We start from the raw sequence: 26,713 nt of genomic DNA, 5'->3' as shown, positions 1-26,713 counted from the left end.
CTTAGCCTTCACTCAGTTCCACCTCCAAATAACCATAGACGGAGCTGGCAGATTTCCCGTTTTCGGAAACCTCCAACTTGACCTGATAAAGAGCGGGAGTGCCGCTTAGAGGTGGCTCCGCCTTAGACCCTTTATAGCTCGGCTCGGGCGAAATTGTTAACTTATACTTCCAGTCCGCCCCTGTTCGCTCATACTCTCCAGTGACACTGGTTTTCTTAAACTTCTCCGTCAACTGATCATTCAGCTGGTTAAACACCGAATCCAGCGTCGGAGAAGCCAGACGAAGAGATACTCCTTCAATATCAGCCAGCTGATTCCTGGCCAGCGTCATCGTATCCATCTTCTTGCCGGTCGCAGTATTCATTTTGGTCATTTGAGGGAAGATCGAAGCGGTGAGGAGGAACACTATTCCCAACAAAACAACAGCAGCAAGGACTTCAATGAGAGTTAGACCAGATTGCCACTTTCCGGCTCCCTTCGAATTCATTAATACTCCACCTCTGTCTTGATCCCCAGGTCACTAGTTTCCTCGACTTTGTTAATATAAATCTCTTCTGTCATGCTACTTGTATAATCGACACCGCACTCAGATAAGAAGTCACCGTAATCATTTGTATATTCTATCTTCCCTTTTATAGGAGTAAGCGGCCTATCTTTGGTGTCTGGATAGAGGACTAATAATCCGTTATTTATACCTATGTTTTTGATTTTCTCCCTACTATCGCTAGTTATATTTTCTATATTTATGCAAGCTTTAGAACCACTTTCTAATGATAAAGTATGCCAGTCGTAAGACGCCAAAATACGTGGGCCTGTCGAATGTTGTTGCTTGCCTAACAAGACGAGAGATGATTGATTCACTAAACTAAGTTTGTGTGCATTAAGTTCTCTAATAACAAAGTGAACATTACTGGCATTTTTGAAATTGTGAATATTCAATGAACCATTATAGAAAACAGTTCCGTCTGAAAAATCATTGGCATTGGGATCGTCGGTTAATGACTTAGCGTACACATTTCCGTTACTAAAACCCCAGTTATGATTACAATTGTTACCGCCGTTTGTTTTCATTGCATCACATAAATCTTCTACTACTACTTTTACCTTAGAGTGGTCCTCTATCCCTTCGAACCAAACTTCCAATCCGCTTTTTTTATTATTGCCTTTTACAGCTTCAATTGCAGATCGACCGTTTGGCCATAGGCAAGTACCTTCAAAGCCATTAGGATTTTGGGGACACTTTTTTATACCATTCGAGTATATAGGATTAAATATTTCCTTGTTTATCTCCATTGGATCCTTCTCTTTAAGGTTAATCACTTTCCTATTCTCTTTAGACATGGAGACGAACTCAGGAATAATCATTTCCAATTCACCGGACAATACTTTTTTCTTCTTTCGACCTTCCATTTGAAACTTAATAATAATTGAATGATCATTCACTATATAATCTAGTTTTACCAGTTTATTCGCGAGGCTCTCTTCTTGATTAATCCATACTTCTTTTCCAATATTATCTTTTCGATATTGTTCCACTGTATGATCAATCTCTTTTATAAAAGCACTTTTTTGTAATTTGTTAATCCGTTCAACTTTCTTATCGATGCAGGACTGCTTAGAGTTTTGGCATAAGAAATTATCCTTGATTTTATCTTCTAACTCATCCAATTGTACCTGTGTTTTTTCCCGTTGTAACATCCATTCCTTTTCTATCTTCTCCTTCAACCGCGGCTCCGACGCTGAGGACGGAGGATTCGGTTTGTTCTTGTTGGAGGCGGTTGCTGGCGGAGGTGGTGTAGAAGGAAACGGCAAAAAGGGAGACCATCATGAGGACGACCAGTACGATGAGGAGTGCGTATCCGTGCTGGTTGGCCAAAGCCGCTCGAACCTTTGAGTGACCTGGCCGGTATTCTTTTTCTTCCATCTCTCTATCCCCTTCACATTTCTCATAAGAAGAAAATATTTCTAATTCAATTATAGTCAATAAACAACCAATCGACCATTGAATTTCCAAAAGTCATTAAATAATTGGGTTCAAAGGCCTAATTCACCACCTAAAAAGGACCTGTCAACCGAGCAGGCCCTCAACTTCCACATTCCATATTTGACGTTCTCCCTTTCCCTGTAGGCCAACCAGCCCCCGATTCACCACAATTCAGATTAAAGAGGAAATTCCGGCATGTAACTTGCATAATAGAAGGTGATTCTATTTTTATTCCCAGGAGGTTGGTTTTTAAATGAGCATGTCTGCAACGAAGACCGATACGGTCGATACGTACTTTGGCACGCCGGTCGCAGATCCGTACCGCTGGCTGGAGGATGCGGAAAGCCCGGAGACGAAAATCTGGGCGGAGCAGCAGAACGCGAAGACCCGCAGTTATTTCGACGCGCTCCCCGGCCGCGATGAACTGAAGCGGCGGATCACCGAAAAGCGGGACCATCCCGTCCGTGACCTTCCCGAAAAGAAGGGCGATTATTACTACTTCAATGTGAACAGCGGCCTGCAGAACCAGCCGGTGCTCTGCCGTGCGAGGAATCTCGACGATGCCTCGCCGGAAACTGTGATCGATCCGAATGAACTGAATCCAGAAGGGACGACTGCCGTCACGGCCACTTCCTTCAGTCACGGCGGCCGCCTGCTCGCATATGCACTGTCGGAAAACGGCAGCGACTGGTGCACGGTGCGGATCCGCGACCTAAAGACTGGAAAAGACCTTCCCGACACGATCGAGTGGTGCAAGTTCACCGATCTCACCTGGACGCCGGACGACGACGGCTTCTATTACAGCCGCTATCCGGAACCGGGTTCGGTTGCACCCGAAGACGAAGGCAACTTCAACCGGCTGTATCTGCACCGCCTCAACACGACTCAGGAGGAGGACGAGCTGATCCACGAGCGTCCGGACGACAAAGAACTAAGCTTCGGCACGACGCTGTCGGACGACAAGCGCTGGCTAATCCTCGCTTCGTGGAAAGGGACTGAAAACAAAAGCCGGCTCTATTTCCGCCCTGCGAACAGCAATGATGAATTCCGTCCGCTCGCGGCCGAGGGGGATGCCTACTACTCCTTCATCGGCAATCAAGACGGTGTGTTCTATCTTTACACGAACAGCGAGGCGCCGAACGGACGGATCATTGCGGTCGATCCGAACGCCCCCGAACGTGGAAACTGGCGGGATGTGCTGCCTGAGCGGGAAGAGGTCCTCTATTATCCGAAGCTGATCGGAGACCGTTTGGCCGTCGCCTATATGAAAGACGCGCGTCACCGGCTCGAGATCCGGACGCTCGACGGGAAGCTTGACGGAACGCCGGATCTTCCGGAGATGATTACGATCCAGGGGCTGTCCGCCGACAAAGACGCCGGGGAACTGTTCATTTCCTACACGTCCTACCTCACTCCGCTCACGATCGTCCGCTGGCGGCTCGAAGACCGGAAACTCGAGCCGGTGTTCGTCCCGGAAGGCGGGCTCGATCCGGAGCAATTCGAAACCGTCCAAGTATTTTATCCGTCCACCGACGGGACCCGGGTGCCGATGTTCATCACCCGGCGCAAAGGGCTCGAACCGGACGGCTCAAACCCGGCGCTCCTGTACGGGTACGGCGGCTTCAACATCAGCATGACCCCTTCGTTCTCGCCGGCGAACGCCCTGTTCGTCGAGGACGGCGGCATCTACGCTGTAGCCAACCTGCGCGGCGGCGGCGAATACGGGGAAGCGTGGCACCAGGCCGGCACGTTCGGCAACAAGCAGCGCGTGTTCGAAGACTTCATTTCGGCCGCGGAATGGCTGATCGGCAACAAATGGACCGAATCCGGCCGGCTCGCGATCATGGGAGGAAGCAACGGCGGGCTCCTCGTCTCGGCCTGCCTCAACCAGCGTCCGGACCTATACGGCGCGATCATCTGCCAAGTGCCGGTCACCGACATGCTGCGCTATCAGAAATTCACCGTCGGCCGGTTCTGGACGTCCGAATTCGGCAGCGCCGATGACAGCGAGGATGCATTCCGCACGCTCCTTGCCTACTCGCCGCTCCATAACGTGCAGGAACGCGCCCATCCGGCGACCCTCATCACGACCGCGGACACCGACGACCGCGTCGTTCCGCTGCACGCGATGAAATACGCGGCCACCCTCCAGGAGGCACAGCTCGGCGATGCCCCGGTGCTGCTCCGCATCGAAAAAGACGCCGGCCACGGACTCGGCAAACCGACGTCCAAGCTGATCGAGGAACACGCCGACATCTACTCATTCCTCTATGAACAGCTCGGCGTGAACAAGTAAAAGACAGAACCCGAAAAGCCGCCCCTGCGCAGTTGCAGGAGCGGCTTTTTCATGTGCCGGATCAATCATCAATCTTTGGATCAAACGCATCCCGCAACCCGTCGCCGACGAAATTGAACGCCAGGACGGTGATAAGGATCATGAGACCCGGGAACAGCGGATACCACCAGGCCCCGAGCATGATCTGCGGGTTCTGCGCGCTCTGGAGCATGTTGCCCCAGCTCGGTGTCGGCGGCTGGATGCCGAGCCCGAGATAGCTGAGCGCCGCCTCCCCGAGGATGACCCCGCCGACGCCGAGCGTCGCCGACACGATGATCGGTCCGAGTGCATTCGGCAGGATATGTGAAAAGATGATCCGGGTGTTCCGGAGTCCGAGCGTCCGGGCGGCGAGGACAAATTCCGATTGCCGAAGAGACAGGAACTCCCCGCGCACGAGACGGGCCGTTCCGGTCCAGCCGAAGATCGCGAAGATGCCGATTAGCGTCATGATGCTCGGCTCGAAGATCGTCACGAGCGTGATGAGCAGGAACAGCGACGGGAACGAGATGACCGCATCCACGAAGCGCATCAGGACGGCGTCCAGCTTGCCCCCGTAATAGCCGGCGACCGCGCCGACGACCGTTCCGATGAAGATGGAGCCCGCCACCGAGGCGAAGCCGACGAGGAGCGAGATGCGCGCCCCGTACAACAGCCGGCTGAGCGTATCCCGGCCGAGATTGTCCGCCCCGAGCGGGTAATCTTTGCCCGGCGGTGCGAGCTTGTCGAGCAGAACTTGCTGTGCCGGATCTTTCGGCGCGAGCCACGGGGCGAAGATCGCCGCCCCGATGATCAGCACGAGCAGCACCGCCCCGATCACGGCCAGACGGTTCTTCATGTATTTACGGATCATCAGTTTCCAGATCGGTTCATGTGCCGCGGCTGCCGGCTCTTCGGGAAGGGCCGGCCGGCCGGTCAGTCTCGGTTCTTCTGTCAAGGTCACCGTCAAGCCCTCCTTTCATTGATCAACAATCAATCCTTAGTATTCGATCCTCGGGTCAAAGACTGCGTACAGGATATCCGCGAGCAGATTCCCGATGACGACGAGCGCCGCCGCGATCACGACCACCGCCATGATCACCGGATAATCACGCTGGAACGCGGCATCCATGAACAGCAGGCCGATCCCCGGCCAGGCGAAGACGCTCTCGATGATGACCGAGCCGCCGATGAACGACGGAAGCATGAGACCGAAGATCGTGATGATCGGAATCAATGCATTGCGCAGCCCGTGCCGGAAGATGACCGTCCGCTCCTTGAAGCCGTTCGCCTTCGCCGTCCGGATATAATCCTGGCGGAGGACGTCGAGCATACTGGACCGGGAATACCGGGTCAGCCCCGCCATGTCCGCCGTCGCCAGGACGAATGCCGGCAGGATCAGGTGATGGAGCCGGTCCCAGATGCTGAACGGCTCGCCAAGCGTGGCGACGCCCCCGATCGGGAACCATCCGAGATGGACGGACAGCACCATGATGAGCATGAGGCCGATCCAGAAGCTCGGCGTGGCGATCCCGAGAAACGAGATGAATGTAATGGCGTAGTCTGATTTTGAATTCCGCCGCGTGGCCGAATAGACACCGAGCGGGATGGAGATGAGGAAGGCGATGATCGTGGATACGAGCATCAGCAGCAAGGTGTTCGGAAGCCTTGCCAGGATCAGGTCCTTGACCGGCACCCCCTGGCGGATGAGCGACTCCCCGAAATTCCCCTGGACCATATTTCCGAGCCACCGCCCGTACTGGACGATGACATTATCGTTCAGACCGTAGGATTCCTTGTAGGCTTCCAGGTTTTCCTGTTTGATCATCGGATCCATCATTAACGCAGTCGGGTCACCCGGAGCCATCCGCATCATCGCAAATGAAATGACGGTGATGATGAATAGCAGCGGAATTGCCATCAGCGACCTCCTGATGATATAAGCTGACATCTGCAGTTCGGCTCCTTTCCGGCAAGATGGGAAACGGCCTCCCCCGTCACCGCCCTCCAGGCGGGCGGAAAGGCCGGCCATCCCGTAATTCAGATCATCCGGCGATTTTGCCGGTCAATCGATGTACCACTCGTGGAGCTTGTAGTACGTGTTGGCGGAGTTGTATTCCGGCCCGTGGAGGTTCGGCGACTTGGCCAAGTATCCTTCCACGTAATAGATGAATGTGTTCGGCTGGTCTTCCGCGACGATGGCATCCGCCTCCGCGATGATGCGCTTGCGCTCGTCGAGGTCGGAGATCTGCGTGTTTTCCGAAAGCAGCTCGTCCACTTTCGGGTTGGAGTAGCCGTTGTAGTTCAGGCCGTTCTCGATTTCGGACGAGTGCCAGAACCACGTCGGATCCGGGTCGCTTCCGATTGACCAGCCGGCGACGATTGCGTCGAAGTTCCAGTTCGGCGGGCTCGTCTGTTCGACGTATGCGCTCCACTCGAGAAGCTCGATCGATACTTTGACGCCGATTTCAGCCCACTGCTGCTGGGCGACTTCCGCGATCTGCTGGCGGATTTCGTTTGCCGAAGTCGTCTTCAGGGCGAATTCGAACTTCTTGCCGTCTTTCTGAAGGATGCCGTCAGGACCGGGCTCCCAGCCTGCTTCCTTCAGCATAGCCTTCGCTTTTTCCGGATCGAATTCGAATTCAGGCATGTCCGGATTGAACGCCCAGTTCGCCGGGCTTCCGGGACCGTTCGCGACCGTTCCGGCGCCGCCGAGGATGGCCTCAATGATCGCTTCCTTATCGATGGCGTGAGTGAGCGCCTGGCGGACTTTCTTGTCCTGGAACAGTTCGTTCCTCAAGTTGTAGCCGATGTACTCAAACGCGTTGGACGGTCCCGAGGAGAGCTCGATCTTCCCTTTCGCGGCCAGGTCCTCTGCCATTTCCGTGTATTCCGGGGAGATGCCGGCCAGGTTGATTTCGCCTACCTGCAGCTGGGCCATCGCCGTGTTTGTATCAGGTACGATCTTGTAAGTGATGGAATCCAGTTTTGGCGCCCCGAGATAGTAATCATCGTTGCGGTCAAGCAGGATATACTCCCCTTCCCGCCATTCCTTGAACTTGAACGGGCCGGTTCCGATCGGCTCTTTCGTGTTGAACGGGTGCTTCCCGAGATCGGCAATCGGAACATCGCCGAGAATGTGCTCCGGCAGGACTTCGAACTGGGCCGTGATCGTGATGAACGGGGCGTACGGCTCCGACAAGACGAACTCGACCGTGTAATCGTCGATCTTGTTGATCTCTTCGATGATCTCGAACGGCAGTCCGCGCGGCCCGACGTAGTCCTCGCTCAGCGGAATGTTGTAGGAGAAGACGACATCATCCGCTGTGAACGGCTCCCCGTCATGCCACTTGACGTTGTCGCGCAAGTTGAATGTCCAGCGGAGGCCGTCATCCGAGAACTCCCAGCTTTCGGCCAGGTCGCCTTCCGGGTTGAAATCCCCATCGACGGTGACAAGGCCGCTGAAGATGAAGCCTTCGATCGTGGAGCTGGATGTATCCGTCGAGTAATAAGGATTGAACAAAGTCGGTGCGGCCGTCGTGGCAAGCACAAGCCCGCCGCCCTTCTTGGCCCCGTCTTTCGTGGCCGCATCCACGTTCGTCGCTTCATCGGCGGGCGTACAGGCAGCCGCAATAAGCAAAATGGACAGCAGCATGGCAAGCCATGCGAATTTTTTCGTCGACAATTCAATTTCCCCCTTTGATTGTAAAGTTCGGTCCCCACTTCCCTGATCAATCCGGTCCGATCACCCCCTTTCCGTCTTGACGGTTAAAACGGCGGTTCCCCGTACAGATGGCAGGCCACCTGACGGCCGGGTGCCGCTTCCCGGAATTCCGGAACGACCGTCTCGCACATCGGCATTTTATACGGACACCTCGTATGGAACACACAGCCCTGCGGCGGAGAAGACGGACTCGGAAGGTCGCCTTTCAGTACGATCCGCTCCCGCTGCTGCGCCCCGTCTTTCTTGATGACCGGAATGGCCGACAGGAGGGCCTGCGTGTATGGGTGAAGCGGCTCCTCATACAAGGACTCCTTGTCGGACAGCTCGACGAGATTGCCGAGGTACATGACGCCGACCCGGTCCGCGATATGCCGGACGACGCTCAGGTCATGGGAGATGAATATGTACGTCAGCCCGAGCTTCTCCTGGAGGTCCTCCAGCAGGTTGATGATCTGTGCCTGGACGGAAACGTCGAGCGCGGACACCGCCTCGTCCGCGATGACGAGCTCCGGGTCGAGGACGAGCGCACGGGCGATGCCGATCCGCTGGCGCTGGCCGCCCGAAAACTCATGCGGATAGTTGTTGATGACGGACGGATGGAGTCCGACCAGATCGAGCAATTCCTCGATATGCCCTTGGCGCTCCTGCTTATTCCCATAAAGTCCGTGCGATCTGAGCGGTTCGGAAAGCGCACTTCCGAGTGATTTCCGCGGGTTGAGCGATGCGTTCGGATCCTGGAACACCATCTGGATCTTCCGCCGGATCAGCGGACGGAGCTCCCGTTCCGGAAGCTTGGCGATGTCCGTCCCGTTATAGAAAATTTCTCCGGCCGTCGGTTCGTACAAGCGGATGATCGAGCGGCCCATCGTGGATTTCCCGCAACCCGATTCTCCGACGATGCCGATCGTCTCGCCCTTTTTCACATCGAAGCTTACATCGTCGACGGCTTTCACATGGCCGACGACCCGCTGCAGCACGCCCGCTTTGATCGGGAAATGCATCTTCAGGTTCCGCACGCCGAGCAGCGTGTCTGACCGGAGCCCGTCCCGGAGTTCCTCGGGGCTCGGGGCTGTTCCGATTCCGTTCATTGTTCCACCCCCTCGTCATACAGGAAGCACCGGACCGACCGGCCGTCCTCGAATGTGCGCATTTCAGGCACTTCCTGCGTGCACCGGCCGAATGCCCGCCTGCACCGGGGCGCAAACCGGCATCCCGGGAGTTCGGTCCCGGGAGCGGGCACGTTCCCCGGAATGGATTCGAGCCGCCGGATCTCCCCGTCGATCGTCGGCACGGAGCCGATCAATCCTTCCGTGTATGGATGAAGCGGTTCATTGAACAGCCGGCTGTTGTCCGATACTTCCACAATCTGGCCGGCGTACATGACGATGACCCGCTCCGCAAGCTCGGATACGACACCGAGATCGTGGGTGATGAGCAGGATCGACGTGGAGAATTTCCGGCTCAGGTCTTTCATGAGCTCCAGCACCTGCGCCTGGATCGTCACGTCGAGTGCGGTCGTCGGCTCGTCCGCGATCAGGAGCTTCGGGTTGCACGACATCGCCATCGCGATCATGACTCGCTGCCGCATCCCGCCGGACAGCCGGTGCGGATAGTCCTTCAACGTCTTTTTCGGATCGGCGAATCCGACGATATCGAGCATATCCGCCGCCCTTTTCATCGCTTCTTTCTTATTCACCTTCAGATGGTGCATGATCACGCCCGACAGCTGATCACCGATCGTCAGGACCGGGTTGAGCGAAGTCATCGGTTCCTGGAAGATCATCGCGATGTCCTTCCCCCGGACGCCGTACATCTGCTTCTCCGGCAGGCCGACAAGATCCATGCCGTCCAGCAGGATCTCGCCGTCGACGATCTTTCCGGCCGGTGCAGGGACGAGTCCCATGATGGAAAGGGAAGTCATGCTTTTCCCGCAGCCGGACTCTCCGACGAGCGCGACCGTCTCTCCCTTTCCGATGGCGAAGTCGACTCCGTCCACCGCCCGGATCGTCTTTTTGTTCTTATTGAAATATGTCTTGAGGCTTTTCACTTCCAGAACATTGGTTGTCATCTCATCCCACCTTATTGAATCTTTTTTCTATTCTGTTATCCGTCTTGCAAGGACGATGCCAACTCTTGGCTGGTTGATGAATCAGCACGAAAAGATGAAGCCGGCGACGTTTGCTGTCCGGTTTTTATACATGTCAATCGCATTGTCCAATATTTTATACACCTTCCCCTTCAACCGCCGCTTTCCGCCCGGCACCGATTTTGCATGAGGTGTATACTGATTGGGGATTTGACTGGAGGAGGAATTTCAATGGAAACGATCTATTCAACGAGACGCGGGAAATTCAGGGAGCAGCTCCGTTCGGAAGGCGTGCAGTCGGCGCTCATCACGTCGCCGGCGAACGTGTTTTATTTCACCGGGTTCCTTTCCGATCCGCACGAGCGGTTCATGGGGCTCCTGATCGGCGCGGAAGGCGAACCGGAGATCCTGTTCGTTCCGGCACTCGATCTGTCGGCGGCCGAAGAGGCATCGGATGTCCGGAACTTGATCCCGATTTCCGATGATGAACAGCCGTTTGAGAAACTGAAGGAATCCGCAGGACCGCTCGCCGGGAAGATCGGCATCGAAGGCTCGGTCCTTTCCTATGACCGGTTCAAGCGGCTGTCCGGGCAATACCCGGAACTGTCCGTGCAGGACGTCGGACCGCTCGTCTCCCGGCTCCGCCTTTACAAATCGGCGGACGAAATCAGTAAAATGCGCACGGCGATCCGCCTCATCGAAGAAGTGATGGAAGGCGGCGCACAGAAGGCCCGCATCGGCATGACGGAAGCGGAGCTCACCGCCGAACTCGAATACCTCATGCGAAAAGTGGGCGCAGACGGCCCGTCGTTTTCGACGATGGTGCTTGCCGGCGAAAAAGCGGCCCTCCCCCACGGCAATCCGGGAGACCGCAAATTCCGTGAAGGCGATGTCGTGCTGATCGACATGGGCGTCATCAAGGACGGCTACTGTTCGGACATCACGCGCACATTCCTCATCGGGGAACCGACCGATGAACAGCGGAAGATCTACGACATCGTCCTCCGGTCCACGCTGGCCGGAATCGACGCGGCCCGTGCAGGTGCGACATTCGCCGACATCGACCGCGCCTCCCGCGACGTCATCGCGGACGCCGGATACGGGCAGTACTTCAACAACCGGGTCGGCCACGGCATCGGCATCGAAGTCCACGAAGGCCCGTCCGTCCACGGCCGCAACGAAGACAAGGCCGCCCCGGGACAAGTGTTCACAGTCGAGCCCGGCATCTACATCCCCGGCAGACTCGGCATCCGGATCGAAGACATGGTCCATATCAACGAAAACGGCGAAGCGGAAGTCCTCACTTCCTTCCCAAGGGAACTCCGGATCATCGGATAATCCAAAGCCGAAAAAAGCCTTCATCTCAGTTGGATCTGGATGAAGGCTTTTTGATATGGACGAGTGTCATCGGAGGATGCCCGAGTGTCATCGCACAGACCGCGAGTGTCATCGCACGGGCCGCGCGGTTGTTATGCGTAGGATAGCTATCCTAGAATAGTATCGAAATAGACTGACAACGGTGTTATAATAAGATGAAACCAACCGGTAAACGCTTTCACGGCATTATAGAAGGAGGGACCGGACGTGAATCTGACCCTGACACAGCGCCAGGAATTGAAGCTGGTCATGACGATGGAATTGAGGCAGGCAATCGAGATCCTTCAATATACAACCTATGAACTGGAGCAGTTCCTCTGGCAGCAGCAGACGGACAATCCGCTCATCGAACTGGAATCGCCGGACGCCGTCGACTCGTTCGATGACCGGCCGGTTGAACGGACCGTCTCCGGGCCGCGCACCGGGCTTCTTCCGGAATGCTGGAAAGGGAACGAGCCGCTGTTCCGTGATGAGCTGTGTGCGCTCGCACGCATGACGTTCAAAGATGAGCAGGAATGTGCGCTCGTCCAGGCCCTGATCCACAATCTCGATGATGACGGCTATCTCCGGCTGGCTGACACCGACAATGCCTGCGGACCCGAGATCGAGCGGGGCATCCTCCTCCTTCAAAGCATCGGACCGGCCGGCATCGGCGCCCGGTCGCTGCAGGAATGCCTGCTGCTCCAGCTGGACAACGCCGAGGACGCAGAAACCGCGCGGGCCATGGTCAGGGATCATTTCACCCTCCTCGCCCGGAACCGCTGGAATGACCTGGCGGCGGAGCTCGGCGTCCCGGTCCGCGACGTGCAGGAAGCGCTCGATCTGATCCGCTCGCTCAGTCCGAATCCGTGCGCGTTCATTTCCGACTTCAAGCCGGACTACGTCAATCCCGATATCCTCATCGAGGAGGACGCTGGCAAGCTGACGTTCCGCCTGAATGACGGGCATGTTCCGGGAATCCGGTTGAATCCCGACTATATTCCGCTCCTGTCGGCGGACAACGAAGCCTCCGACTACCTGAACGAGCGATACAAGCAATACCGCTGGCTTCAAAACAGCCTGGAACAGCGCCGGAACACGATCATCAAAATCGTCGGCTCCCTCCTGGAACGGCAGCGCCGGTTCTTCACCGCCGGCCCGTCTGCGCTCAACCCGCTCACGATGAAGGAAGTCGCCGACGAAATCGACATGCACGAATCGACCGTAAGCCGGGCGGTCACCGGCAAAATCATCCGGACGCCTGCAGGGACATTCGAACTCCGATCCCTCTTCAGCTCGAAACTCGCAACCGTCGACGGCGACGCCGTGTCCCAGAGCAAAGTGAAGAGCCTCCTGAAACGGATTGTCGACCAGGAAAACAAATCCAAGCCGCTCTCCGACCAGAAGCTCTCCGATCAGCTGAAAAAGGAAAAAGGCATCACGATCTCCCGGCGTACCGTCAGCAAGTATCGGGAGGAACTGAACATCCCCTCTTCGGGGCAAAGACGCCGGATCCCCGGCTGACCCTCGATTTAATAAGCCCGGAGTGCCGCTTGCGCACTCCGGGCTTTTCGTTGCGTCCAAAAAATCCGGAGGAAGCTAAGTTCGCTCCCTCCGGATTCCGTCATCGTCCGCGTTCTTCAGAAAAATGTCCGAGCCAGTACCGGTTCAGGAGGACCGCCATGCCGACGACCAGCGCCACGAGAAACGCAAACGGATGGCCTGTCGCCATCGCCCCGATGCCGAGCAGCGCGAGCGCCGCCCCGAGCGAAACCGCAATCCGGGTGCACCGGCCGAACGGGCTGCCGGCAATCCGCGACGACAGCCGCTCCACCCCAAAGGAAATCAGGAGAACCAGGACAGCCATCCCCGCGGCCATCCCCAAGAAATCAATGACAGTCAGCATACCCCCATCCCCTTCTGGTCATTACCGTGTCATATTCCTATTATACGCGAAGGCGGCTGAATCTTTAGACTCCATTTTCATTTAAGCCAAATTTACTGCTTGATGTTCACGAAGACGCTCTTCACTTCCGTGTAGTTCGCCAGTCCGTACTCGCCGCCCATTTCACGGCCAACCCCGGACTGCTTGTAGCCGCCGAACGGCATCGTCTCCCATTCGAGACCGAAATCGTTCACCCAGACCGTCCCCGCCTGGAGCTTGCCCGCGATGTAGTGGCCGCTCTTGATATTCGTCGTCCAGACGCTTGCCGCGAGGCCGTAGTCGCTGTCGTTCGCACGGCGGATCACTTCTTCGACTGTATCAAACGGGAAGACGGCCATCACCGGCCCGAAAATCTCCTCGCGCGCGATCGTCATGTCATCCTCGACATCCGCAAAGATCGTCGGCCGGACGAAGTAGCCTTTGTCGCCTTCCCGCTCTCCGCCGGCGACGAGACGGGCCCCTTCTTCCTTGCCCTTCTCGATATAGCCGAGCACCGTGTTCAGCTGCTTTTCGGAGACGAGCGGCCCCATGTCCGTCTCCGGATCGAGGCCCGGTCCGACTTTCAGCGCGTCTGCTTTTTTCGCGAGTTCTTCGACGACCCGGTCATACAGATTGCGGTGGACGAAGACGCGAGTGCATGCACTGCAGTTCTGGCCGTGGTTGTACATCGTTCCCGCNAAAAATGCCCGAGCCAGTACCGGTTCAGGAGGACCGCCATGCCGACGACCAGCGCCACGAGAAACGCAAACGGATGGCCTGTCGCCATCGCCCCGATGCCGAGCAGCGCGAGCGCCGCCCCGAGCGAAACCGCAATCCGGGTGCACCGGCCGAACGGGCTGCCGGCAATCCGCGACGACAGCCGCTCCACCCCAAAGGAAATCAGGAGAACCAGGACAGCCATCCCCGCGGCCATCCCCAAGAAATCAATGACAGTCAGCATACCCCCATCCCCTTCTGGTCATTACCGTGTCATATTCCTATTATACGCGAAGGCGGCTGAATCTTTAGACTCCATTTTCATTTAAGCCAAATTTACTGCTTGATGTTCACGAAGACGCTCTTCACTTCCGTGTAGTTCGCCAGTCCGTACTCGCCGCCCATTTCACGGCCAACCCCGGACTGCTTGTAGCCGCCGAACGGCATCGTCTCCCATTCGAGACCGAAATCGTTCACCCAGACCGTCCCCGCCTGGAGCTTGCCCGCGATGTAGTGGCCGCTCTTGATATTCGTCGTCCAGACGCTTGCCGCGAGGCCGTAGTCGCTGTCGTTCGCACGGCGGATCACTTCTTCGACTGTATCAAACGGGAAGACGGCCATCACCGGCCCGAAAATCTCCTCGCGCGCGATCGTCATGTCATCCTCGACATCCGCAAAGATCGTCGGCCGGACGAAGTAGCCTTTGTCGCCTTCCCGCTCTCCGCCGGCGACGAGACGGGCCCCTTCTTCCTTGCCCTTCTCGATATAGCCGAGCACCGTGTTCAGCTGCTTTTCGGAGACGAGCGGCCCCATGTCCGTCTCCGGATCGAGGCCCGGTCCGACTTTCAGCGCGTCTGCTTTTTTCGCGAGTTCTTCGACGACCCGGTCATACAGATTGCGGTGGACGAAGACGCGAGTGCATGCACTGCAGTTCTGGCCGTGGTTGTACATCGTTCCCGCGAAGGCCCCTTCGATCGCTTCATCGAGGTCGGCATCTTCCAGGATGATCGCCGGCGACTTCCCGCCGAGTTCGAGCGTCACGCCCTTGATCTGGTCGGCCGCCTTCTTCGCCACTTCCCTGCCGGTGGCGGTCGAGCCGGTGAACGCGACCTTGTCGACGTCCACATGCGTAATGATCGCTTCTCCGGCGACGCGCCCGGCACCCGGAACCACGTTCACGACGCCGTCCGGGAAGCCCGCTTCCTTGAAGAGACGGGCCGCGTAAAGAAGGGAGAGCGGCGTCTCGCTCGCCGGCTTGATGACGACCGTGCAGCCGACCGCAAGCGCCGAACCGAGCTTCCACGCCGCCATCGCGAGCGGGAAATTCCACGGAATGACCTGCCCGACGACGCCGACCGGCTCATGGACCGTATAAGTCACATAATCCGGTGAAACCTGGGTCGTCTTGCCGAACAGCTTCGTCGCCCACCCGGCATAATACCGGAAATGCTGGACCGTCCCGTCCACATCATCGGCGAGCGCCGTTTCATACGGCTTCCCGTTGTCGAGCGCCTCGAGCTGCGCAAGCTCTTCGCGGTTCTCTTCAAGAAGATCCGCGAACTTGTAGATGAGATGCGACCGCTCGGCCGCTTCCATCTTCGTCCATTCCCCTTCATCGAATGCCTTGCGCGCGGCTGCGACTGCGGCGTCCACGTCTTCCGCCTGGGCTTCGCTCACCTTCGCGATGACTTCCTCCGTCGCGGGGTCCAGGACGTCGAATGTCTTCCCGCTTTTCGCTTCCACATATTCACCGTTGATATACAGCCCTTTCGTCCCTTTCAGAAACTCGCGGACTTTCGGCTTCAGTTCGTATTTGACTGCTTCCATCGTTCGCTCTCCCCCTTTTTATTGGCTGACCGTCGCGAGGCTGTCCATCAGTTCCTTCAGTTTGGCGTCCTCTTCCTCGGTGAGCGGGAGGCGCGGCTTGCGGCAAGGTCCGCCTGCCCAGCCTTTCAGTTCCATCGCCCGCTTGGCGATCTGGACGTATTTGCCGGAACCTTCAAGGAAATCGCAGAGCGGCAGGAGGCGGTCATACAAGCCCCACGCCTTGTCAAGATCGCCTTCCTGGACGGCGTTATACAGATCCGTCACGAGACGCGGCACGATGTTGCCGGAAACGGAGATCCAGCCGGTTGCCCCGACGAGCAGCGATTCGATGGCGAGGTCTTCAGACCCGCAGAACACCTGGAGATCGCCTTTCCCCTGGCGCGCGATGTCGCGGGCTTTCCGTATGTCCCCGCTCGACTCTTTGATGTGCGTGATGTTGGCGACGTCGCGCCCGACTTTCAGGATCGTCTCCGTGCTGATGTCGACACCCGACGTGAACGGGTTGTTGTAGATCATGACCGGGATCGAGACCGACTCGGCGACCGTCTTGAAGTGCTCATAGATCTCTTCTTCCTTCGGATGCGCGTAGTACGAGTTGATGAGGAGCGCCGCGTCGGCTCCGGCCTTTTCCGCCTGTTGCGTGTATGCGATGGCGTCCGCCGTCGTCTCGGCAGCCGTCCCGACGATGAGCGGCACGCGTCCCGCGACTTGCTTCACCGCGACTTCAACGAGCTTGAAACGCTCTTCTTTCGTGAGGCTGACGAACTCGCCCGTGCTGCCGTTCGTGCAGAGGCCCTTCACGCCTTCTTCAATGAAGCGTTCGATGTTTTGTGCAAACCCTTCGTAGTTGACCGTTTCATCTTCGTGCATCGGAGTGACGAGTACCGGGAATGCGCCTTCAAGTTTTTTCATTTTCATTTCCTCCATTCATGTGATCAGGATGTCGAGAGTTTCTTGCCGGAGCGGGTCTGCTTCACAGGTGCCGCTTCCGGGTCGGTGTACCAGATGAACATGTTGCGGTAGCCGTAGATCAGGCAGATGATGAGCGCGATGAAGTTGAACCAGAGGAACGGCAGGTAGCTCAAAGTCGAAACCCCGAGTGCGGTTGCCATGAAGACACCGCCGTCCGACCAAGGCACCATCGGCGTCGTCAGCGTCCCGCCCGCTTCGGTGTTCCGTGACAGCACACGCCGGTCGATGTGCATCCGGTCGTAGCTGTCCGCAGTGATCTTGCTTCCGGTGATAACCGAGACGTAGGCCGCTCCGCCGAAGAAGTTGCCGAAGAACGCGGACAGGATCGTCGTGAGCGTCAAGTTGCCGCTGTTGTTTGCCCATTTGATCAAGTAATTGCCGATCGCCCGCAGGATTCCGATCCGCTCCATGAGACCGCCGACCCCGAGCGCGAAGATGATCAGCACGATCACGTCGAGCATGAAGACGATGCCCCCGCGGTTCAGCAGGTTATCGATGAACGGCACGCCGGATTCGATCGCGTTGCCGGCATACAGGATGTTGACGGAGTTCAGCGCGCTCTGGCCCTGGAACAGGAACGCCCACACAGATCCGAGAAGCGCCCCGAACAGGATGACCGGGATCGCCGGTTTTTTCATCGCCAGCAAGATGATGACGATGATCGCAGGGATGATCATGTACCAGCCGATGTTGAAGAATTCCTGGAGCGACGCCATCGTCGAAACGGCGCTGCTCATGTCCCCGTTGCCGCCGTAGAAGAATCCGACGCCGAGGAACAGGATCGCCGTGATGATCCACGCCGGGATGCTCGCGGTGAGCATTGATTTGATATGGTCGATCAGGTCCACTTTCGAGAGCGACGCCGTCATGACCGTCGTGTCGGACAGCGGAGACAGCTTATCGCCGACGTAGCAGCCGGAGATGACGGCACCGGCGACGAGCGGGAGCGGGAAGCCGAAGCTCGCCCCGATCCCCATCATCGCGATCCCCGCCGTGCCGGCCGAGCCGAACGACGTGCCGGTCGCGATCGATGTGACCGTGCAGATCAGGAATGCCGCGAACAGGAAGATCGACGGGTTGATGACCGCGAGGCCATAGTAGATGATCGACGGCACGACGCCGCCCGCGATCCAAGTCCCGATGAGGGCGCCGACCGAGATGAGGATCAGCACCGATTCGAGCCCGTCGTAAATCCCCTTCAGCAGTCCGTCCTGCATTTCCTTGTAGTTGTAGCCGATTTTCAGGCCGACGAGCATGATGAGTGCCCATGTCGTGAGCAGCGCCAGCTGGATCGAGATCTCGAACCGGACGATGAACAGGAACATGATCACGGTGAAGCCGATGAGCACGAATAAAATCTCTCCGAGGCTCGGTAAACGCTTTTCGCTTTCCATCTCATTCCTCCTTTTATTGGCCGTGTCTCCCCTATCCCCTGTGTCGTGAATTAATTATGGCTATGGCCGGTCAGGCGATGACGAAGCCTTGTTCGAGCGGATCTTCGCGGTCGAAGACAAAGTCGTGCGTGCCGGTGATGAACGGTTCGGTGCGGACGGTGCCGGCGAGCCGGTCGCCGTCCGTCAGTTCCGCGGTGAGCGGGCTTCCGAAGATGCTGTCGTTTTCAATCGTCCCGGCGCCGGTCCGCTTGGCCTGTTCGGCGAGAAGCGCGAGTGTCGTGTCGGCGCCCGGCGAGCGGAGGATGTAGCCGTCCGGCTCGAAGGTCACCGTCCTCACCTTTCCGTCCGCAACCTTCTCGACGAGGATGACGCCGGTGAACGGCACTTTCTCGTCAGTCAGGCTGCGGGTCTTCGCAAGTCCCCAGTCGGCGATGGCCGCGAGATGATTCAGTTCGATCGCCGGGATGTCCGCAGGCAGCGGATAAATCAGATAGTCCCGTTCCCCGTCGATCCTGACCGACGGGCGTTCCGGCTCACCGGACACTTCCGCGGAGCGGCTTTCCACTTGCACGGCCCGCACTTCGTCCCCCGAGACGTCCGCTTTCACCCTGTGGATGCCGGTGACCGTGTCCACCGTATATTCACCGGTTTCCGCTACGGCCAGATTGCCCGTTTCAAGAAGTGCAGTGAGTGCGGCCATGACGCCTTCGTACTTGAATGTGCTCACCCGGTCATGGACGAAGAACAACAGTCCCGCATCCGCCCCCGCCGAATCGGTGACGATGCAGCCGTGCATGCCCCGGTGGCCGCGCGGCTCGTTCAGGAGCAGGTTCTTTTCCGTCCGGAATCCGGCCGACAGTTGCGCCGCCTTTTCCCGGATGTCCCTCCCGACAGGCCGGATCGGCGACTGGGTCACGATGCGGTACGCTTCGCCGGCGGCATGGGCGTCGATTGAGCTGTAAAGTTTTTTGAACTCCATTCAGACTCCCCCCTTCGCAGTTTCCTGCGGCGTTTCATGCTCCATCGGCGGGATGAGCAGATACCCTTCGCGGAGCGGATCGCGCTCGTTGTAGAAGAACCGGTGCATTCCCATGATCCAGGCCGAACCGGACACTTCCGTCAGGACCGCCTCCTTGCCGCCCGCATCCGCCGTGCCGAGCACCCGGGCACGGAACAGCGTGCCGACGATGCTTTCATGGACGAACGGCTCGTTCTCACCGATTTCCCCTCGGGCATGCAGCGTCGCGAGCTTCGCGGACGTCCCCGTGCCGCACGGCGAGCGATCGATGCCGCCCGGCGGGACGATGACGGTGTTTTTCACGTCCGCTTCCGGGTGCACCGGATCGGTGAAGAACTCGATATGCGTGAGCCCACTGATGAACGGATACTGCGGATGCACGATTTCTTCCTGTTCATTGATCGCGTTCCGGATCCGGATCGCCTTGCTGATGATCTCCGCGGAATGGTCCTCGGTGAGCGTCAGTCCGAGCTTCCGTGCGTCGATGATGCCGTAGAAGTTGCCGCCGTAGGCGATGTCGGCTTCAACATGTCCGATCCCGTCCACGTCGATCCCGACCGACTTCAGCAGGAACGCCGGCACGTTTTCGAACGTCACTTCCTTCGCCTTGCCGTCCTCGACCCGGACCCTGACCTCGACAAGACCCGCCGGCGTATCGACCTTGATGTCCGTGAACGGTTCCTTCACTTCGATCAGGCCCGCCTCGACGAGCGCCGTGCAGAACCCGATCGTGTCATGCCCGCACATCGGGAGATAGCCGCCGGTCTCGATATAGATCACGCCGACATCGGCGTCCGGATGGCACGGGTCCGTCATGAGCGCGCCCGACATGACGCCGTGTCCCCTCGGCTCATTCATGAGGAACTTCCGGATCCAGTCGAACCGGTTCTGCATGTCGAGCATCTTTTCGGACATCGTCTCCCCGTTCAGGGGCGGCAGTCCGCTGATGACCGTGCGGGTCGGATTCCCGCCGGTATGTGTATCGATCGTCTGGAATACACGCTGGCTTTTCATGAAACCCCCACCTTTTCCTTGAACCGGCCCAGCCGGACGGGCTCCGTCGGGATGCACGTCTGTTTGCCGTTCAGCATTTCTTCCACCACTTTCCCGGTCACCGCCGCCAGGCTGATGCCGTCGCCTTCATGGCCTGCCGCGATGAAGAAGCCCGGAACGCCTTCCGCTTCAGAGATGATCGGCAGATGGTCCTCCGTCCACGGGCGGAGCCCCGCATACGTCCGGATCACCGTCATATCGGCCATTTTCGGATAAAAGCGGACCGCCCGCTTGGCGATGTAACGCGTCACTTCGTGGTTTACGCGCGTATCGAACCCGGCAAATTCACGGCTGCTGCCGATCAGGAAGTTCTGGCTTTCCGTCGGCTCGAACACGAGCGCCACTCCGTATTTCTCCGTCATTTCATCGACGACCCGCTCCCCGCCGAATTTGGAGATGAGGTAGCCGAACTCCATCACTTTCCTGAGTCCGACCGGCTCCTGCCGGGAGGCGACGATGAGCTGGCCTTTCCTCGGATGGATCGGAACATCGACCCCGAGCATCTGGCCGATCCGCGGCGCCCAGACCCCGCCGGCATTGACGACTTTATTCGCGGTGTATGTCACCCCGTCCGTCTCGATCGTGAACGTGCCGTCCGGATTGCGCCGGAGGTTTTTCACTTCCGTGTTCGTATGGATCCGGGCCCCTTGCTTCTTCGCCGAATGGAACATCGAAAACGTCAGCATATACGGATTGACCGTCGAATCGGTCTTGCATTCAAGCCCGCCGTACAGATCGTCCGCAAAGTATTTGGATTCATTCCGCAGGTCCTCGCGGTCGAGCATCTTGAAGTCGAGCCCCGCCGCCAGCTGCTGGTTGACCCATTGCTGGGCCGCCTCCATTTCCGCGTCGTTCTCGCAGACGAGGATGCTTCCCGGGTTGCGGTATTCAAACGGCACTTCCAGTTCGCTGCTCAGTTCGTGGACGAGCCGCTGGCTGACGAGCGACATCTGGCTGTCGAAGCCAGGATCTTTATCAATGGCCAGAATATTGCCGTCACAGCGGGAAGAAGTGCCGCTCGCAAGCGACCCCTTTTCGAGGACCGTGATGTCGAGTCCTGATTGGGTCCCGTAGTAGGCGATGGCGGCTCCGATGATCCCGCCGCCGATGACGACAACATCTCGATTTATATGGGATGACATTTCGTTCCCCCTTCCTGAAATCCTTGCACGCTTAATCTAATGCAAGACCCATGCCAACTCTGACAATCTCACCAATTCCAAATATTCTATTGAATAAAGGGCCAAGTCATGTAAAATATATTGGACAGTGACAAACCTTTTAGACAGGAGGAGCCATGATGATGCTTCAAACGCCGCTGAAAGTCGATTTTTTCATGAGCCGCTCCGAGGCACCGGACGAACTGGACGGCGGGCCGGTCTTGTCCATCCGCGCCGGCCGTCCGCTCGAAGAAGCGCTCGCCCTGCTCGGGGACTACCCGTTCCTGCTCGTCGAAGATGAACACGGCGGGAAAATCGGCCACTTAAGCTATGAAACGGTCGCCGTAAACATGCTGGACGCCTTCAAGCGCAAATGCGCCTACCTGGAGACGATTCTCGGGACGATTAATGAATCGTGCACCGTCATCGACGAAAAAGCCCGCGTCGTCCACTGGACCCGCGGGGCGGAGGACATCTTCTCTCTCAAAGAGGAAGACATCATCGGCAAGCCGATCACCGACTTCTTCCGGTCCGACCAGCTTGAAATCCTGAATTCCCTGAAGACCGGCTCCTCCGTCCTCCACCAGCAGCACCACGCACGCGAAGACCTCGTCGTGCTCATCAATTCCAATCCGGTCCGGCTTGAAGGGAAGACGATCGGCGCCGTTGTCGCGGAGACCGACATCACGAGCCAGATCCGGCTAAACAACGAGCTTCACAGCACATCGGAAAAGCTGTTCCGGCTGGAAGAGCAGATCCGGAAAACCTCTCCTTCCGCCGACCCGTTCTCCTATATAAAAGGGAACAGCCGGGAACTGAAACGGACGATTGACCTGACGACGAAAGCGGCACGGACGAACGCCAGCATCCTCATCAACGGGGAAAGCGGCACCGGCAAGGAACTGTTCGCAAAAGCCGTCCACCATCTGCGCGAAGAGGACGACGCCCCGTTCATCGCCATCAACTGCGGCGCCATTTCGGAAAGCCTGTTCGAAAGCGAAATCTTCGGCTACGAAAAAGGTGCATTCTCCGGCGCCGACGCCAAAGGGAAAAAAGGCAAAGTCGAACTCGCAAAAGGCGGCACCCTGTTCCTCGATGAGATCGGAGAAATGCCGCTCGAGATGCAGGTGAAGTTCCTCCGTCTGCTTCAGGAAAAGAGGTTCTTCCGAGTCGGCGGGACGAAAGAGATCGAAGTCGATTTCCGCGTCGTCGCCGCCACGAACCGCAACCTGAAAGAGCTCGTCGACGAGGGGAAATTCCGCGAGGACCTGTACTACCGGCTGAACGTCGTCAACATCCGGATCCCGCCGCTCCGCGACCGGATCGAAGACATCCTGGAACTGACCCACTACTTCCTCTACGAATTCTCGATGAAATACAACCGGCCGATCCACGGCGTGTCCCAGGAAGTCATGCAGTCGCTCCTGAAACACTCCTGGCCGGGGAACATCCGCGAACTCCGGAACGTGATCGAACGGCTCGTCATCTTCTCCGACAACGGCGACATCCGGAGCGAAGACCTGCCCCCGGAAATCGAGCGCGTCACCGGGCCGGTTCAGCAAGGCGAGAGCGGAGAACCGGCACGTGCCGCCGGCGGCACCCTCACCGAACAACTGCAGGAATACGAGCGCTCGATCCTGCTCCGGGAGCTGAAAAACGCCGGCGGGAACAAGCAGCTCTGCGCCGCCAATCTCGGCATCACGAGGGCGACTTTATATAACCGGATGAACAAGCTCGGCATCAGCCTGTGAAATTGGCACCAATCTTGCATCCAGAACGGATAGCATCAAAAGTCTAGTCCAGAGGTGAGTGCAATGACCGACAAGGAAATGATCATCTGCAGATGCGAAGAAGTGACCTACGGGGAGCTGCTTGAAACTGCAGAAGCATACAACTGCAACGCACGCGAACTGAAACTGCGGACGCGCGCCGGCATGGGCTATTGCGGTGGCCGGACTTGCCGCAACATGGTGGACGCCATCGCCTGCACCGTGACGGAGCGGGACGCCACGCAAGTGACACTCAAATACCAGCCGCCTGTCCGGCCGGTCCACTTCGGAGATCTGGGGGCGATCGGCAATGACTGAACGGATTCTGGATCACCCGGTGCTCGGAAAGCTGAATGATACGCGCACGGTGAAGTTTCTTTTCAACGGGAAGGAATACGAAGGCATCGAAAACGAGCCGATCGCGGCCGCGCTTCTCGCGAACGGCGTACGGACGCTCCGCCGTCACGAAGAAAGCGGCAGCCCGCGCGGCATTTATTGCAACATCGGCCACTGCTTCGAATGCCGGGTGACGGTCGACGGCGAACAAGGCGTACGCGCATGCCTCACGCCGGTCAAAGACGGCATGGTCGTCAAGGGCGGCGGACAGCTGGACGCACCGGTTCGGGATTGGAGGAAAAACAATGGCTGACGTGATCATCATCGGATGCGGACCCGCCGGCCTCTCCGCCGGTATCACCGCCGCGGAATGCGGGCTCGACGTCCTCATCCTCGACGAATACTTGAAACCGGGCGGCCGTCTGCTCGGACAGCTCTACGAAGAACCCGGCGGCAAATGGTGGAACGGCATCGAGGAAACCCGGAAGCTCGAAGATCGCGCCCGGGCGCTCGCCCTCGACATCCGGCTCGGAACCGCCGTCTCGAACATCGAGCAGACCGGCGGCATCTGGCACGTCTACACCGACCGGGAAACCTTCACGGCGCCGTCCCTTCTCCTTGCGACAGGTGCCGCCGAAACACCGGTCGCCATCCCCGGTTGGACACTGCCCGGCGTCATGAGCGTCGGCGCCGCCCAAGTGATGACGAACGTCCACCGGGTCAAACCGGGCAGCCGAGGCGTCATCATCGGCGTGAACGTCCTCTCCTCGGCGATCGCCATGGAGCTGAACATCGCCGGCATCGACGTCGCCGCCATCGCCCTCCCGAAAATGAACGAAGTAAACAAAGACAGCGCCAATCCGGCGGACGTCATGGACTCCCTGCTCCACGTCTCCCACATGGCCCCGTCCAAATTCGTCCAGCTCGGCAGCAAGCTCATGCAAAACGACTTCATGAAAAAACTGGGCATCACATTCTATCCGAAAAGCGGCGTCAAAATGTGGGGCATCCCGGTCATGCTCCGCAAAGCCGTCATCGAAATCATCGGGACCGAACAAGTCGAAGGCGTCCTCATCGCCACCGTCACCCCTGACGGCAACATCGTCCCGGGCACCGAGCAGCGCATCGACGCCGACTTCGTCTGCATCGCCGGCGGCTTGTATCCGCTCGCCGAACTGATTGGCCTCACCGGCTGCCCGTTCCACCACATCGACGAACTCGGCGGATACGTTCCACTGCACAATGAACAAATGGAAACGCCGGTCTACGGCCTCTACGTCGCCGGCAACATCACCGGCATCGAAGGCGCCAAAGTCGCCATGGCCCAAGGCGTCGCCGCCGCCCTCTCCATCGCCCGGAACACCGGCCGCGAAGGCCTCTCCGACATCCGCCGGGAAGCCGTCGACTACATCGGCAAAACCCGCCGAAACGCCCACATCCAGTTCCACCCCGAAGTCGAAGAAGGGCGGAAGAAAATGCAGCAATACTGGGATGAGTACGCGGAAAGTCGGAAACGGGGAAGGTTTGTGGCTGGGGAGTCGGTTGTTGAAGAGTCTGTGGAAAAAGAAGAACCGCTCGGGGTTTGAGCGGGTTGTGTAAGCCTTGTTCCTGAGGAGGAGCAAGGCTTTTTTGATGAGGGGATGAGGTGAGTGTTAGCGGAGCGAGGCTGAGTGTGATCGGAGGACGGGCGAGTGTAATCGGAGCGGGTCCGAGTGTAATCGGAAGACACGTGAGTGTTACCGGAGGACGGCCGAGTGTTATCGCAACCGAACCAAGTGTTATCGGAACCCGGCGAGTGAGCCGCAATTGGGTTCAACGAGCATTCCTCACACCACTTTCCAACAAAGTTGACACTCGCCCGGCGAAAGTTAACGCCCACTTCTCTAAAGTTGACACTCATCCATCCGAAGTTGACACTCTTCCCCAAAGAAGGGCCATCCGGATTCCTCCCGGACGGCCCTTCTTTCTTCATTATTTTAGTGCACCCGCTACGTCGAGGACGACAAGTTCCTTCGTCGACGGCGTCAGCACTTCGCAGCCGTCTTCGGTGATGAGCAGCACGTCTTCCACACGTGCCCCGCCGACGCCCGGCAGGTAGATGCCCGGCTCGATCGTGATGACCATATTCGGCTGGAGCACTTTTTCGGAGTCGACCGAGAACAGCGGCTTTTCGTGGACTTCCAGCCCGATGCCGTGACCGGTCCCTGTGCCGGATCGCTCATTGAATCCGCTCTCGATCAGCACTTCCCGCATCTTCTCATCGACTTCGCTGTCCGTCATGCCCGGCTTGATCTGGCTGCGACAATTCAGGAACGAGCGCAGCACGACATCCTGGATCTCGAGCATTTCGGAGCTTGGTTCGCCGACCGATACCGTGCGGGAAATATCCGACCAATAGCCCTCGAAATTCGCACCGAAATCAATCGTGATCATCTCCCCTTGCCCGATCATCTTGTCGCTCGCCCGGCCGTGCGGCATCGACGAACGGATCCCGGAAGCGACGATCGGATAGAACCCGACCGAATGGCCCCCCTGCTCCTTTATGAACCGGACGAGTTCATCTGCCACGTCCGTCTCTTTCTGGCCCGGCCGGATGAATCCGAGGATGTGCTCGTACGCATCATCCGTGATCCTCGAGGCGATTCGCAGCTTCTCGATTTCTTCCGGCGTCTTGATCATCCGGATGTTCTCGATCAGGTCATACGTCGGCACGAGCTCCGCATCCGTCTGCCCCTTTAAGCGCTCGTAGTTGCCGAAGCTGACGTGCTGCTGCTCGAACCCGACGCGGCGCAACCCATGCTTCTCGACCTCCCGAGTGACTTCATCATAGATCTTCTGCTTGTGCCCGGTATGTTCCGCATGCAGCACGACCTCCAGCCCCGTCTGCTGCCCCGCCTGTTCAAAATACCGATAATCCGTAATGAACTCCGCATGATCCCGGGTGATCAGGACCGCCCCGTTGCTACCTGTAAATCCGGACACATACCGCCGGTTCCATTCCCCCGTGATCATGAAACCGTCCAGCCCAAGACGTTCCATTTCGGTGCGGATTGTATCATAGTGACTCATTTCTCCATCTCCC

23 protein-coding genes and 1 pseudogene are annotated in these 26,713 nt (G+C 58.0%); 7 read left to right on the top strand and 17 right to left on the bottom strand.

The features are described from left to right. Position 1 precedes the first annotated feature (1 nt). The 3 genes from BN1189_RS07735 to BN1189_RS15835 are packed head-to-tail and all read right to left on the bottom strand — an operon-like array spanning position 2 to position 1,924. A complete protein-coding gene (locus tag BN1189_RS07735) occupies positions 2 to 487 on the bottom strand; it encodes a type IV pilus modification PilV family protein (RefSeq protein WP_040227020.1) in 486 nt (161 codons plus the stop codon). Continuing rightward, complete coding sequence (locus tag BN1189_RS07730; protein ID WP_040227019.1) at positions 487 to 1,698, bottom strand: hypothetical protein; 1,212 nt, start codon at positions 1,696 to 1,698, stop codon at positions 487 to 489. Before BN1189_RS07730 ends, BN1189_RS07735 begins: the two co-directional genes overlap by 1 nt. After that, on the bottom strand, positions 1,661 to 1,924 hold the full coding sequence (locus tag BN1189_RS15835; protein WP_143242274.1) for a hypothetical protein: 264 nt from the start codon (positions 1,922 to 1,924) through the stop codon (positions 1,661 to 1,663). The genes BN1189_RS07730 and BN1189_RS15835 overlap by 38 nt, the downstream gene beginning before the upstream one ends. Positions 1,925 to 2,237: 313 nt before the next feature. On the opposite strand from BN1189_RS15835, the gene BN1189_RS07725 reads away from it, so the two are divergent. Continuing rightward, on the top strand, positions 2,238 to 4,280 hold the full coding sequence (locus tag BN1189_RS07725; protein ID WP_040227018.1) for a prolyl oligopeptidase family serine peptidase: 2,043 nt from the start codon (positions 2,238 to 2,240) through the stop codon (positions 4,278 to 4,280). A 61-nt stretch (positions 4,281 to 4,341) separates the two neighbouring features. Here the strand turns inward: BN1189_RS07725 and opp4C are convergent, their stop codons facing one another. From opp4C to BN1189_RS07700, 5 genes are all read right to left on the bottom strand, one after another. After that, positions 4,342 to 5,259: an oligopeptide ABC transporter permease gene (gene opp4C / locus BN1189_RS07720; protein ID WP_373604614.1), complete on the bottom strand. Its 918-nt coding sequence runs from the start codon at positions 5,257 to 5,259 to the stop codon at positions 4,342 to 4,344. A gap of 36 nt (positions 5,260 to 5,295) precedes the next feature. After that, positions 5,296 to 6,246 carry an ABC transporter permease gene (locus BN1189_RS07715; protein WP_040227124.1) on the bottom strand — a complete coding sequence of 317 codons (951 nt, stop codon included), beginning with the start codon at positions 6,244 to 6,246 and terminating at the stop codon, positions 5,296 to 5,298. Positions 6,247 to 6,360: 114 nt separating this feature from the next. After that, the gene (locus tag BN1189_RS07710; RefSeq protein WP_040227017.1) at positions 6,361 to 7,980 is read right to left on the bottom strand and encodes a peptide-binding protein; all 1,620 of its coding nucleotides are present in this window, start codon (positions 7,978 to 7,980) and stop codon (positions 6,361 to 6,363) included. A gap of 83 nt (positions 7,981 to 8,063) precedes the next feature. Beyond that, positions 8,064 to 9,107, bottom strand: a complete 1,044-nt coding sequence (locus BN1189_RS07705) for an ABC transporter ATP-binding protein (RefSeq protein WP_052455741.1) — start codon at positions 9,105 to 9,107, stop codon at positions 8,064 to 8,066. Continuing rightward, complete coding sequence (locus BN1189_RS07700) at positions 9,104 to 10,087, bottom strand: ABC transporter ATP-binding protein (RefSeq protein ID WP_040227016.1); 984 nt, start codon at positions 10,085 to 10,087, stop codon at positions 9,104 to 9,106. Before BN1189_RS07700 ends, BN1189_RS07705 begins: the two co-directional genes overlap by 4 nt. A 249-nt stretch (positions 10,088 to 10,336) precedes the next feature. Between BN1189_RS07700 and BN1189_RS07695 the strand changes: the two genes are divergently transcribed. After that, on the top strand, positions 10,337 to 11,443 hold the full coding sequence (locus BN1189_RS07695) for a M24 family metallopeptidase (protein WP_040227015.1): 1,107 nt from the start codon (positions 10,337 to 10,339) through the stop codon (positions 11,441 to 11,443). Between the two features lie 246 nt (positions 11,444 to 11,689). Next, positions 11,690 to 12,985: an RNA polymerase factor sigma-54 gene (rpoN, locus tag BN1189_RS07690; RefSeq protein ID WP_040227014.1), complete on the top strand. Its 1,296-nt coding sequence runs from the start codon at positions 11,690 to 11,692 to the stop codon at positions 12,983 to 12,985. Positions 12,986 to 13,085: 100 nt separating this feature from the next. Here the strand turns inward: rpoN and BN1189_RS07685 are convergent, their stop codons facing one another. The 8 genes and pseudogenes from BN1189_RS07685 to BN1189_RS07650 form a co-directional block, all read right to left on the bottom strand. Continuing rightward, entirely contained in the window at positions 13,086 to 13,367 is a 282-nt protein-coding gene (locus tag BN1189_RS07685; RefSeq protein WP_040227013.1) for a hypothetical protein, read from the bottom strand. A gap of 92 nt (positions 13,368 to 13,459) precedes the next feature. Continuing rightward, a pseudogene (locus tag BN1189_RS07680) lies at positions 13,460 to 14,083 on the bottom strand (aldehyde dehydrogenase family protein); the annotation flags it as partial. A 355-nt stretch (positions 14,084 to 14,438) separates the two neighbouring features. Next, positions 14,439 to 15,929, bottom strand: coding sequence for an aldehyde dehydrogenase family protein (locus BN1189_RS07675; RefSeq protein ID WP_040227011.1), 1,491 nt, complete (start codon positions 15,927 to 15,929; stop codon positions 14,439 to 14,441). Positions 15,930 to 15,947: 18 nt separating this feature from the next. After that, positions 15,948 to 16,841 carry a 4-hydroxy-tetrahydrodipicolinate synthase gene (gene dapA, locus BN1189_RS07670; protein ID WP_040227009.1) on the bottom strand — a complete coding sequence of 298 codons (894 nt, stop codon included), beginning with the start codon at positions 16,839 to 16,841 and terminating at the stop codon, positions 15,948 to 15,950. 23 nt (positions 16,842 to 16,864) lie between these two features. Further along, positions 16,865 to 18,295, bottom strand: a complete 1,431-nt coding sequence (gene nhaC, locus BN1189_RS07665) for a Na+/H+ antiporter NhaC (RefSeq protein ID WP_040227007.1) — start codon at positions 18,293 to 18,295, stop codon at positions 16,865 to 16,867. A 70-nt stretch (positions 18,296 to 18,365) separates the two neighbouring features. After that, entirely contained in the window at positions 18,366 to 19,274 is a 909-nt protein-coding gene (locus tag BN1189_RS07660; RefSeq protein WP_040227005.1) for a proline racemase family protein, read from the bottom strand. Then, positions 19,275 to 20,327 (bottom strand): proline racemase family protein, encoded by a 1,053-nt coding sequence (locus BN1189_RS07655; RefSeq protein ID WP_040227003.1) that lies wholly within the window; start codon positions 20,325 to 20,327, stop codon positions 19,275 to 19,277. Next, complete coding sequence (locus BN1189_RS07650; RefSeq protein ID WP_040227001.1) at positions 20,324 to 21,508, bottom strand: NAD(P)/FAD-dependent oxidoreductase; 1,185 nt, start codon at positions 21,506 to 21,508, stop codon at positions 20,324 to 20,326. The genes BN1189_RS07655 and BN1189_RS07650 overlap by 4 nt, the downstream gene beginning before the upstream one ends. Before the next feature lie 158 nt (positions 21,509 to 21,666). On the opposite strand from BN1189_RS07650, the gene BN1189_RS07645 reads away from it, so the two are divergent. The 4 genes from BN1189_RS07645 (at position 21,667) to BN1189_RS07630 (ending at position 25,217) form a co-directional block, all read left to right on the top strand. After that, entirely contained in the window at positions 21,667 to 23,277 is a 1,611-nt protein-coding gene (locus tag BN1189_RS07645) for a sigma-54 interaction domain-containing protein (protein WP_257125397.1), read from the top strand. 63 nt (positions 23,278 to 23,340) lie between these two features. Continuing rightward, on the top strand, positions 23,341 to 23,613 hold the full coding sequence (locus BN1189_RS07640) for a (2Fe-2S)-binding protein (protein WP_040226999.1): 273 nt from the start codon (positions 23,341 to 23,343) through the stop codon (positions 23,611 to 23,613). Beyond that, positions 23,606 to 23,944, top strand: coding sequence for a (2Fe-2S)-binding protein (locus BN1189_RS07635; protein ID WP_040226997.1), 339 nt, complete (start codon positions 23,606 to 23,608; stop codon positions 23,942 to 23,944). Before BN1189_RS07640 ends, BN1189_RS07635 begins: the two co-directional genes overlap by 8 nt. Next, positions 23,937 to 25,217 carry an NAD(P)/FAD-dependent oxidoreductase gene (locus BN1189_RS07630; RefSeq protein ID WP_082194186.1) on the top strand — a complete coding sequence of 427 codons (1,281 nt, stop codon included), beginning with the start codon at positions 23,937 to 23,939 and terminating at the stop codon, positions 25,215 to 25,217. Before BN1189_RS07635 ends, BN1189_RS07630 begins: the two co-directional genes overlap by 8 nt. 385 nt (positions 25,218 to 25,602) lie before the next feature. Here BN1189_RS07630 and BN1189_RS07625 read toward each other — a convergent pair whose 3' ends face one another. Next, a complete protein-coding gene (locus tag BN1189_RS07625; RefSeq protein ID WP_040226995.1) occupies positions 25,603 to 26,700 on the bottom strand; it encodes a M24 family metallopeptidase in 1,098 nt (365 codons plus the stop codon). Positions 26,701 to 26,713: the final 13 nt, after the last annotated feature.

Origin of the sequence: Bhargavaea cecembensis (assembly GCF_000826125.2) — a bacterium.
Classification (GTDB): domain Bacteria; phylum Bacillota; class Bacilli; order Bacillales_A; family Planococcaceae; genus Bhargavaea; species Bhargavaea cecembensis_B.
This window is presented reverse-complemented; position numbering and strand designations above follow the sequence as displayed.

Excerpts from the sequence above, each read along its gene's own strand:
- BN1189_RS07735 (WP_040227020.1), bottom strand. The coding sequence starts at position 487 with ATGAATTCGAAGGGAGCCGGAAAGTGGCAATCTGGTCTAACTCTCATT.
- BN1189_RS07730 (WP_040227019.1), bottom strand. The coding sequence starts at position 1,698 with ATGTTACAACGGGAAAAAACACAGGTACAATTGGATGAGTTAGAAGAT.
- BN1189_RS15835 (WP_143242274.1), bottom strand. The coding sequence starts at position 1,924 with ATGGAAGAAAAAGAATACCGGCCAGGTCACTCAAAGGTTCGAGCGGCT.
- BN1189_RS07725 (WP_040227018.1), top strand. The coding sequence starts at position 2,238 with ATGAGCATGTCTGCAACGAAGACCGATACGGTCGATACGTACTTTGGC.
- BN1189_RS07715 (WP_040227124.1), bottom strand. The coding sequence starts at position 6,246 with ATGTCAGCTTATATCATCAGGAGGTCGCTGATGGCAATTCCGCTGCTA.
- BN1189_RS07705 (WP_052455741.1), bottom strand. The coding sequence starts at position 9,107 with ATGAACGGAATCGGAACAGCCCCGAGCCCCGAGGAACTCCGGGACGGG.
- BN1189_RS07700 (WP_040227016.1), bottom strand. The coding sequence starts at position 10,087 with ATGACAACCAATGTTCTGGAAGTGAAAAGCCTCAAGACATATTTCAAT.
- BN1189_RS07695 (WP_040227015.1), top strand. The coding sequence starts at position 10,337 with ATGGAAACGATCTATTCAACGAGACGCGGGAAATTCAGGGAGCAGCTC.
- BN1189_RS07685 (WP_040227013.1), bottom strand. The coding sequence starts at position 13,367 with ATGCTGACTGTCATTGATTTCTTGGGGATGGCCGCGGGGATGGCTGTC.
- BN1189_RS07675 (WP_040227011.1), bottom strand. The coding sequence starts at position 15,929 with ATGGAAGCAGTCAAATACGAACTGAAGCCGAAAGTCCGCGAGTTTCTG.
- dapA (WP_040227009.1), bottom strand. The coding sequence starts at position 16,841 with ATGAAAAAACTTGAAGGCGCATTCCCGGTACTCGTCACTCCGATGCAC.
- nhaC (WP_040227007.1), bottom strand. The coding sequence starts at position 18,295 with ATGGAAAGCGAAAAGCGTTTACCGAGCCTCGGAGAGATTTTATTCGTG.
- BN1189_RS07660 (WP_040227005.1), bottom strand. The coding sequence starts at position 19,274 with ATGGAGTTCAAAAAACTTTACAGCTCAATCGACGCCCATGCCGCCGGC.
- BN1189_RS07655 (WP_040227003.1), bottom strand. The coding sequence starts at position 20,327 with ATGAAAAGCCAGCGTGTATTCCAGACGATCGATACACATACCGGCGGG.
- BN1189_RS07650 (WP_040227001.1), bottom strand. The coding sequence starts at position 21,508 with ATGTCATCCCATATAAATCGAGATGTTGTCGTCATCGGCGGCGGGATC.
- BN1189_RS07645 (WP_257125397.1), top strand. The coding sequence starts at position 21,667 with ATGATGCTTCAAACGCCGCTGAAAGTCGATTTTTTCATGAGCCGCTCC.
- BN1189_RS07640 (WP_040226999.1), top strand. The coding sequence starts at position 23,341 with ATGACCGACAAGGAAATGATCATCTGCAGATGCGAAGAAGTGACCTAC.
- BN1189_RS07635 (WP_040226997.1), top strand. The coding sequence starts at position 23,606 with ATGACTGAACGGATTCTGGATCACCCGGTGCTCGGAAAGCTGAATGAT.
- BN1189_RS07630 (WP_082194186.1), top strand. The coding sequence starts at position 23,937 with ATGGCTGACGTGATCATCATCGGATGCGGACCCGCCGGCCTCTCCGCC.
- BN1189_RS07625 (WP_040226995.1), bottom strand. The coding sequence starts at position 26,700 with ATGAGTCACTATGATACAATCCGCACCGAAATGGAACGTCTTGGGCTG.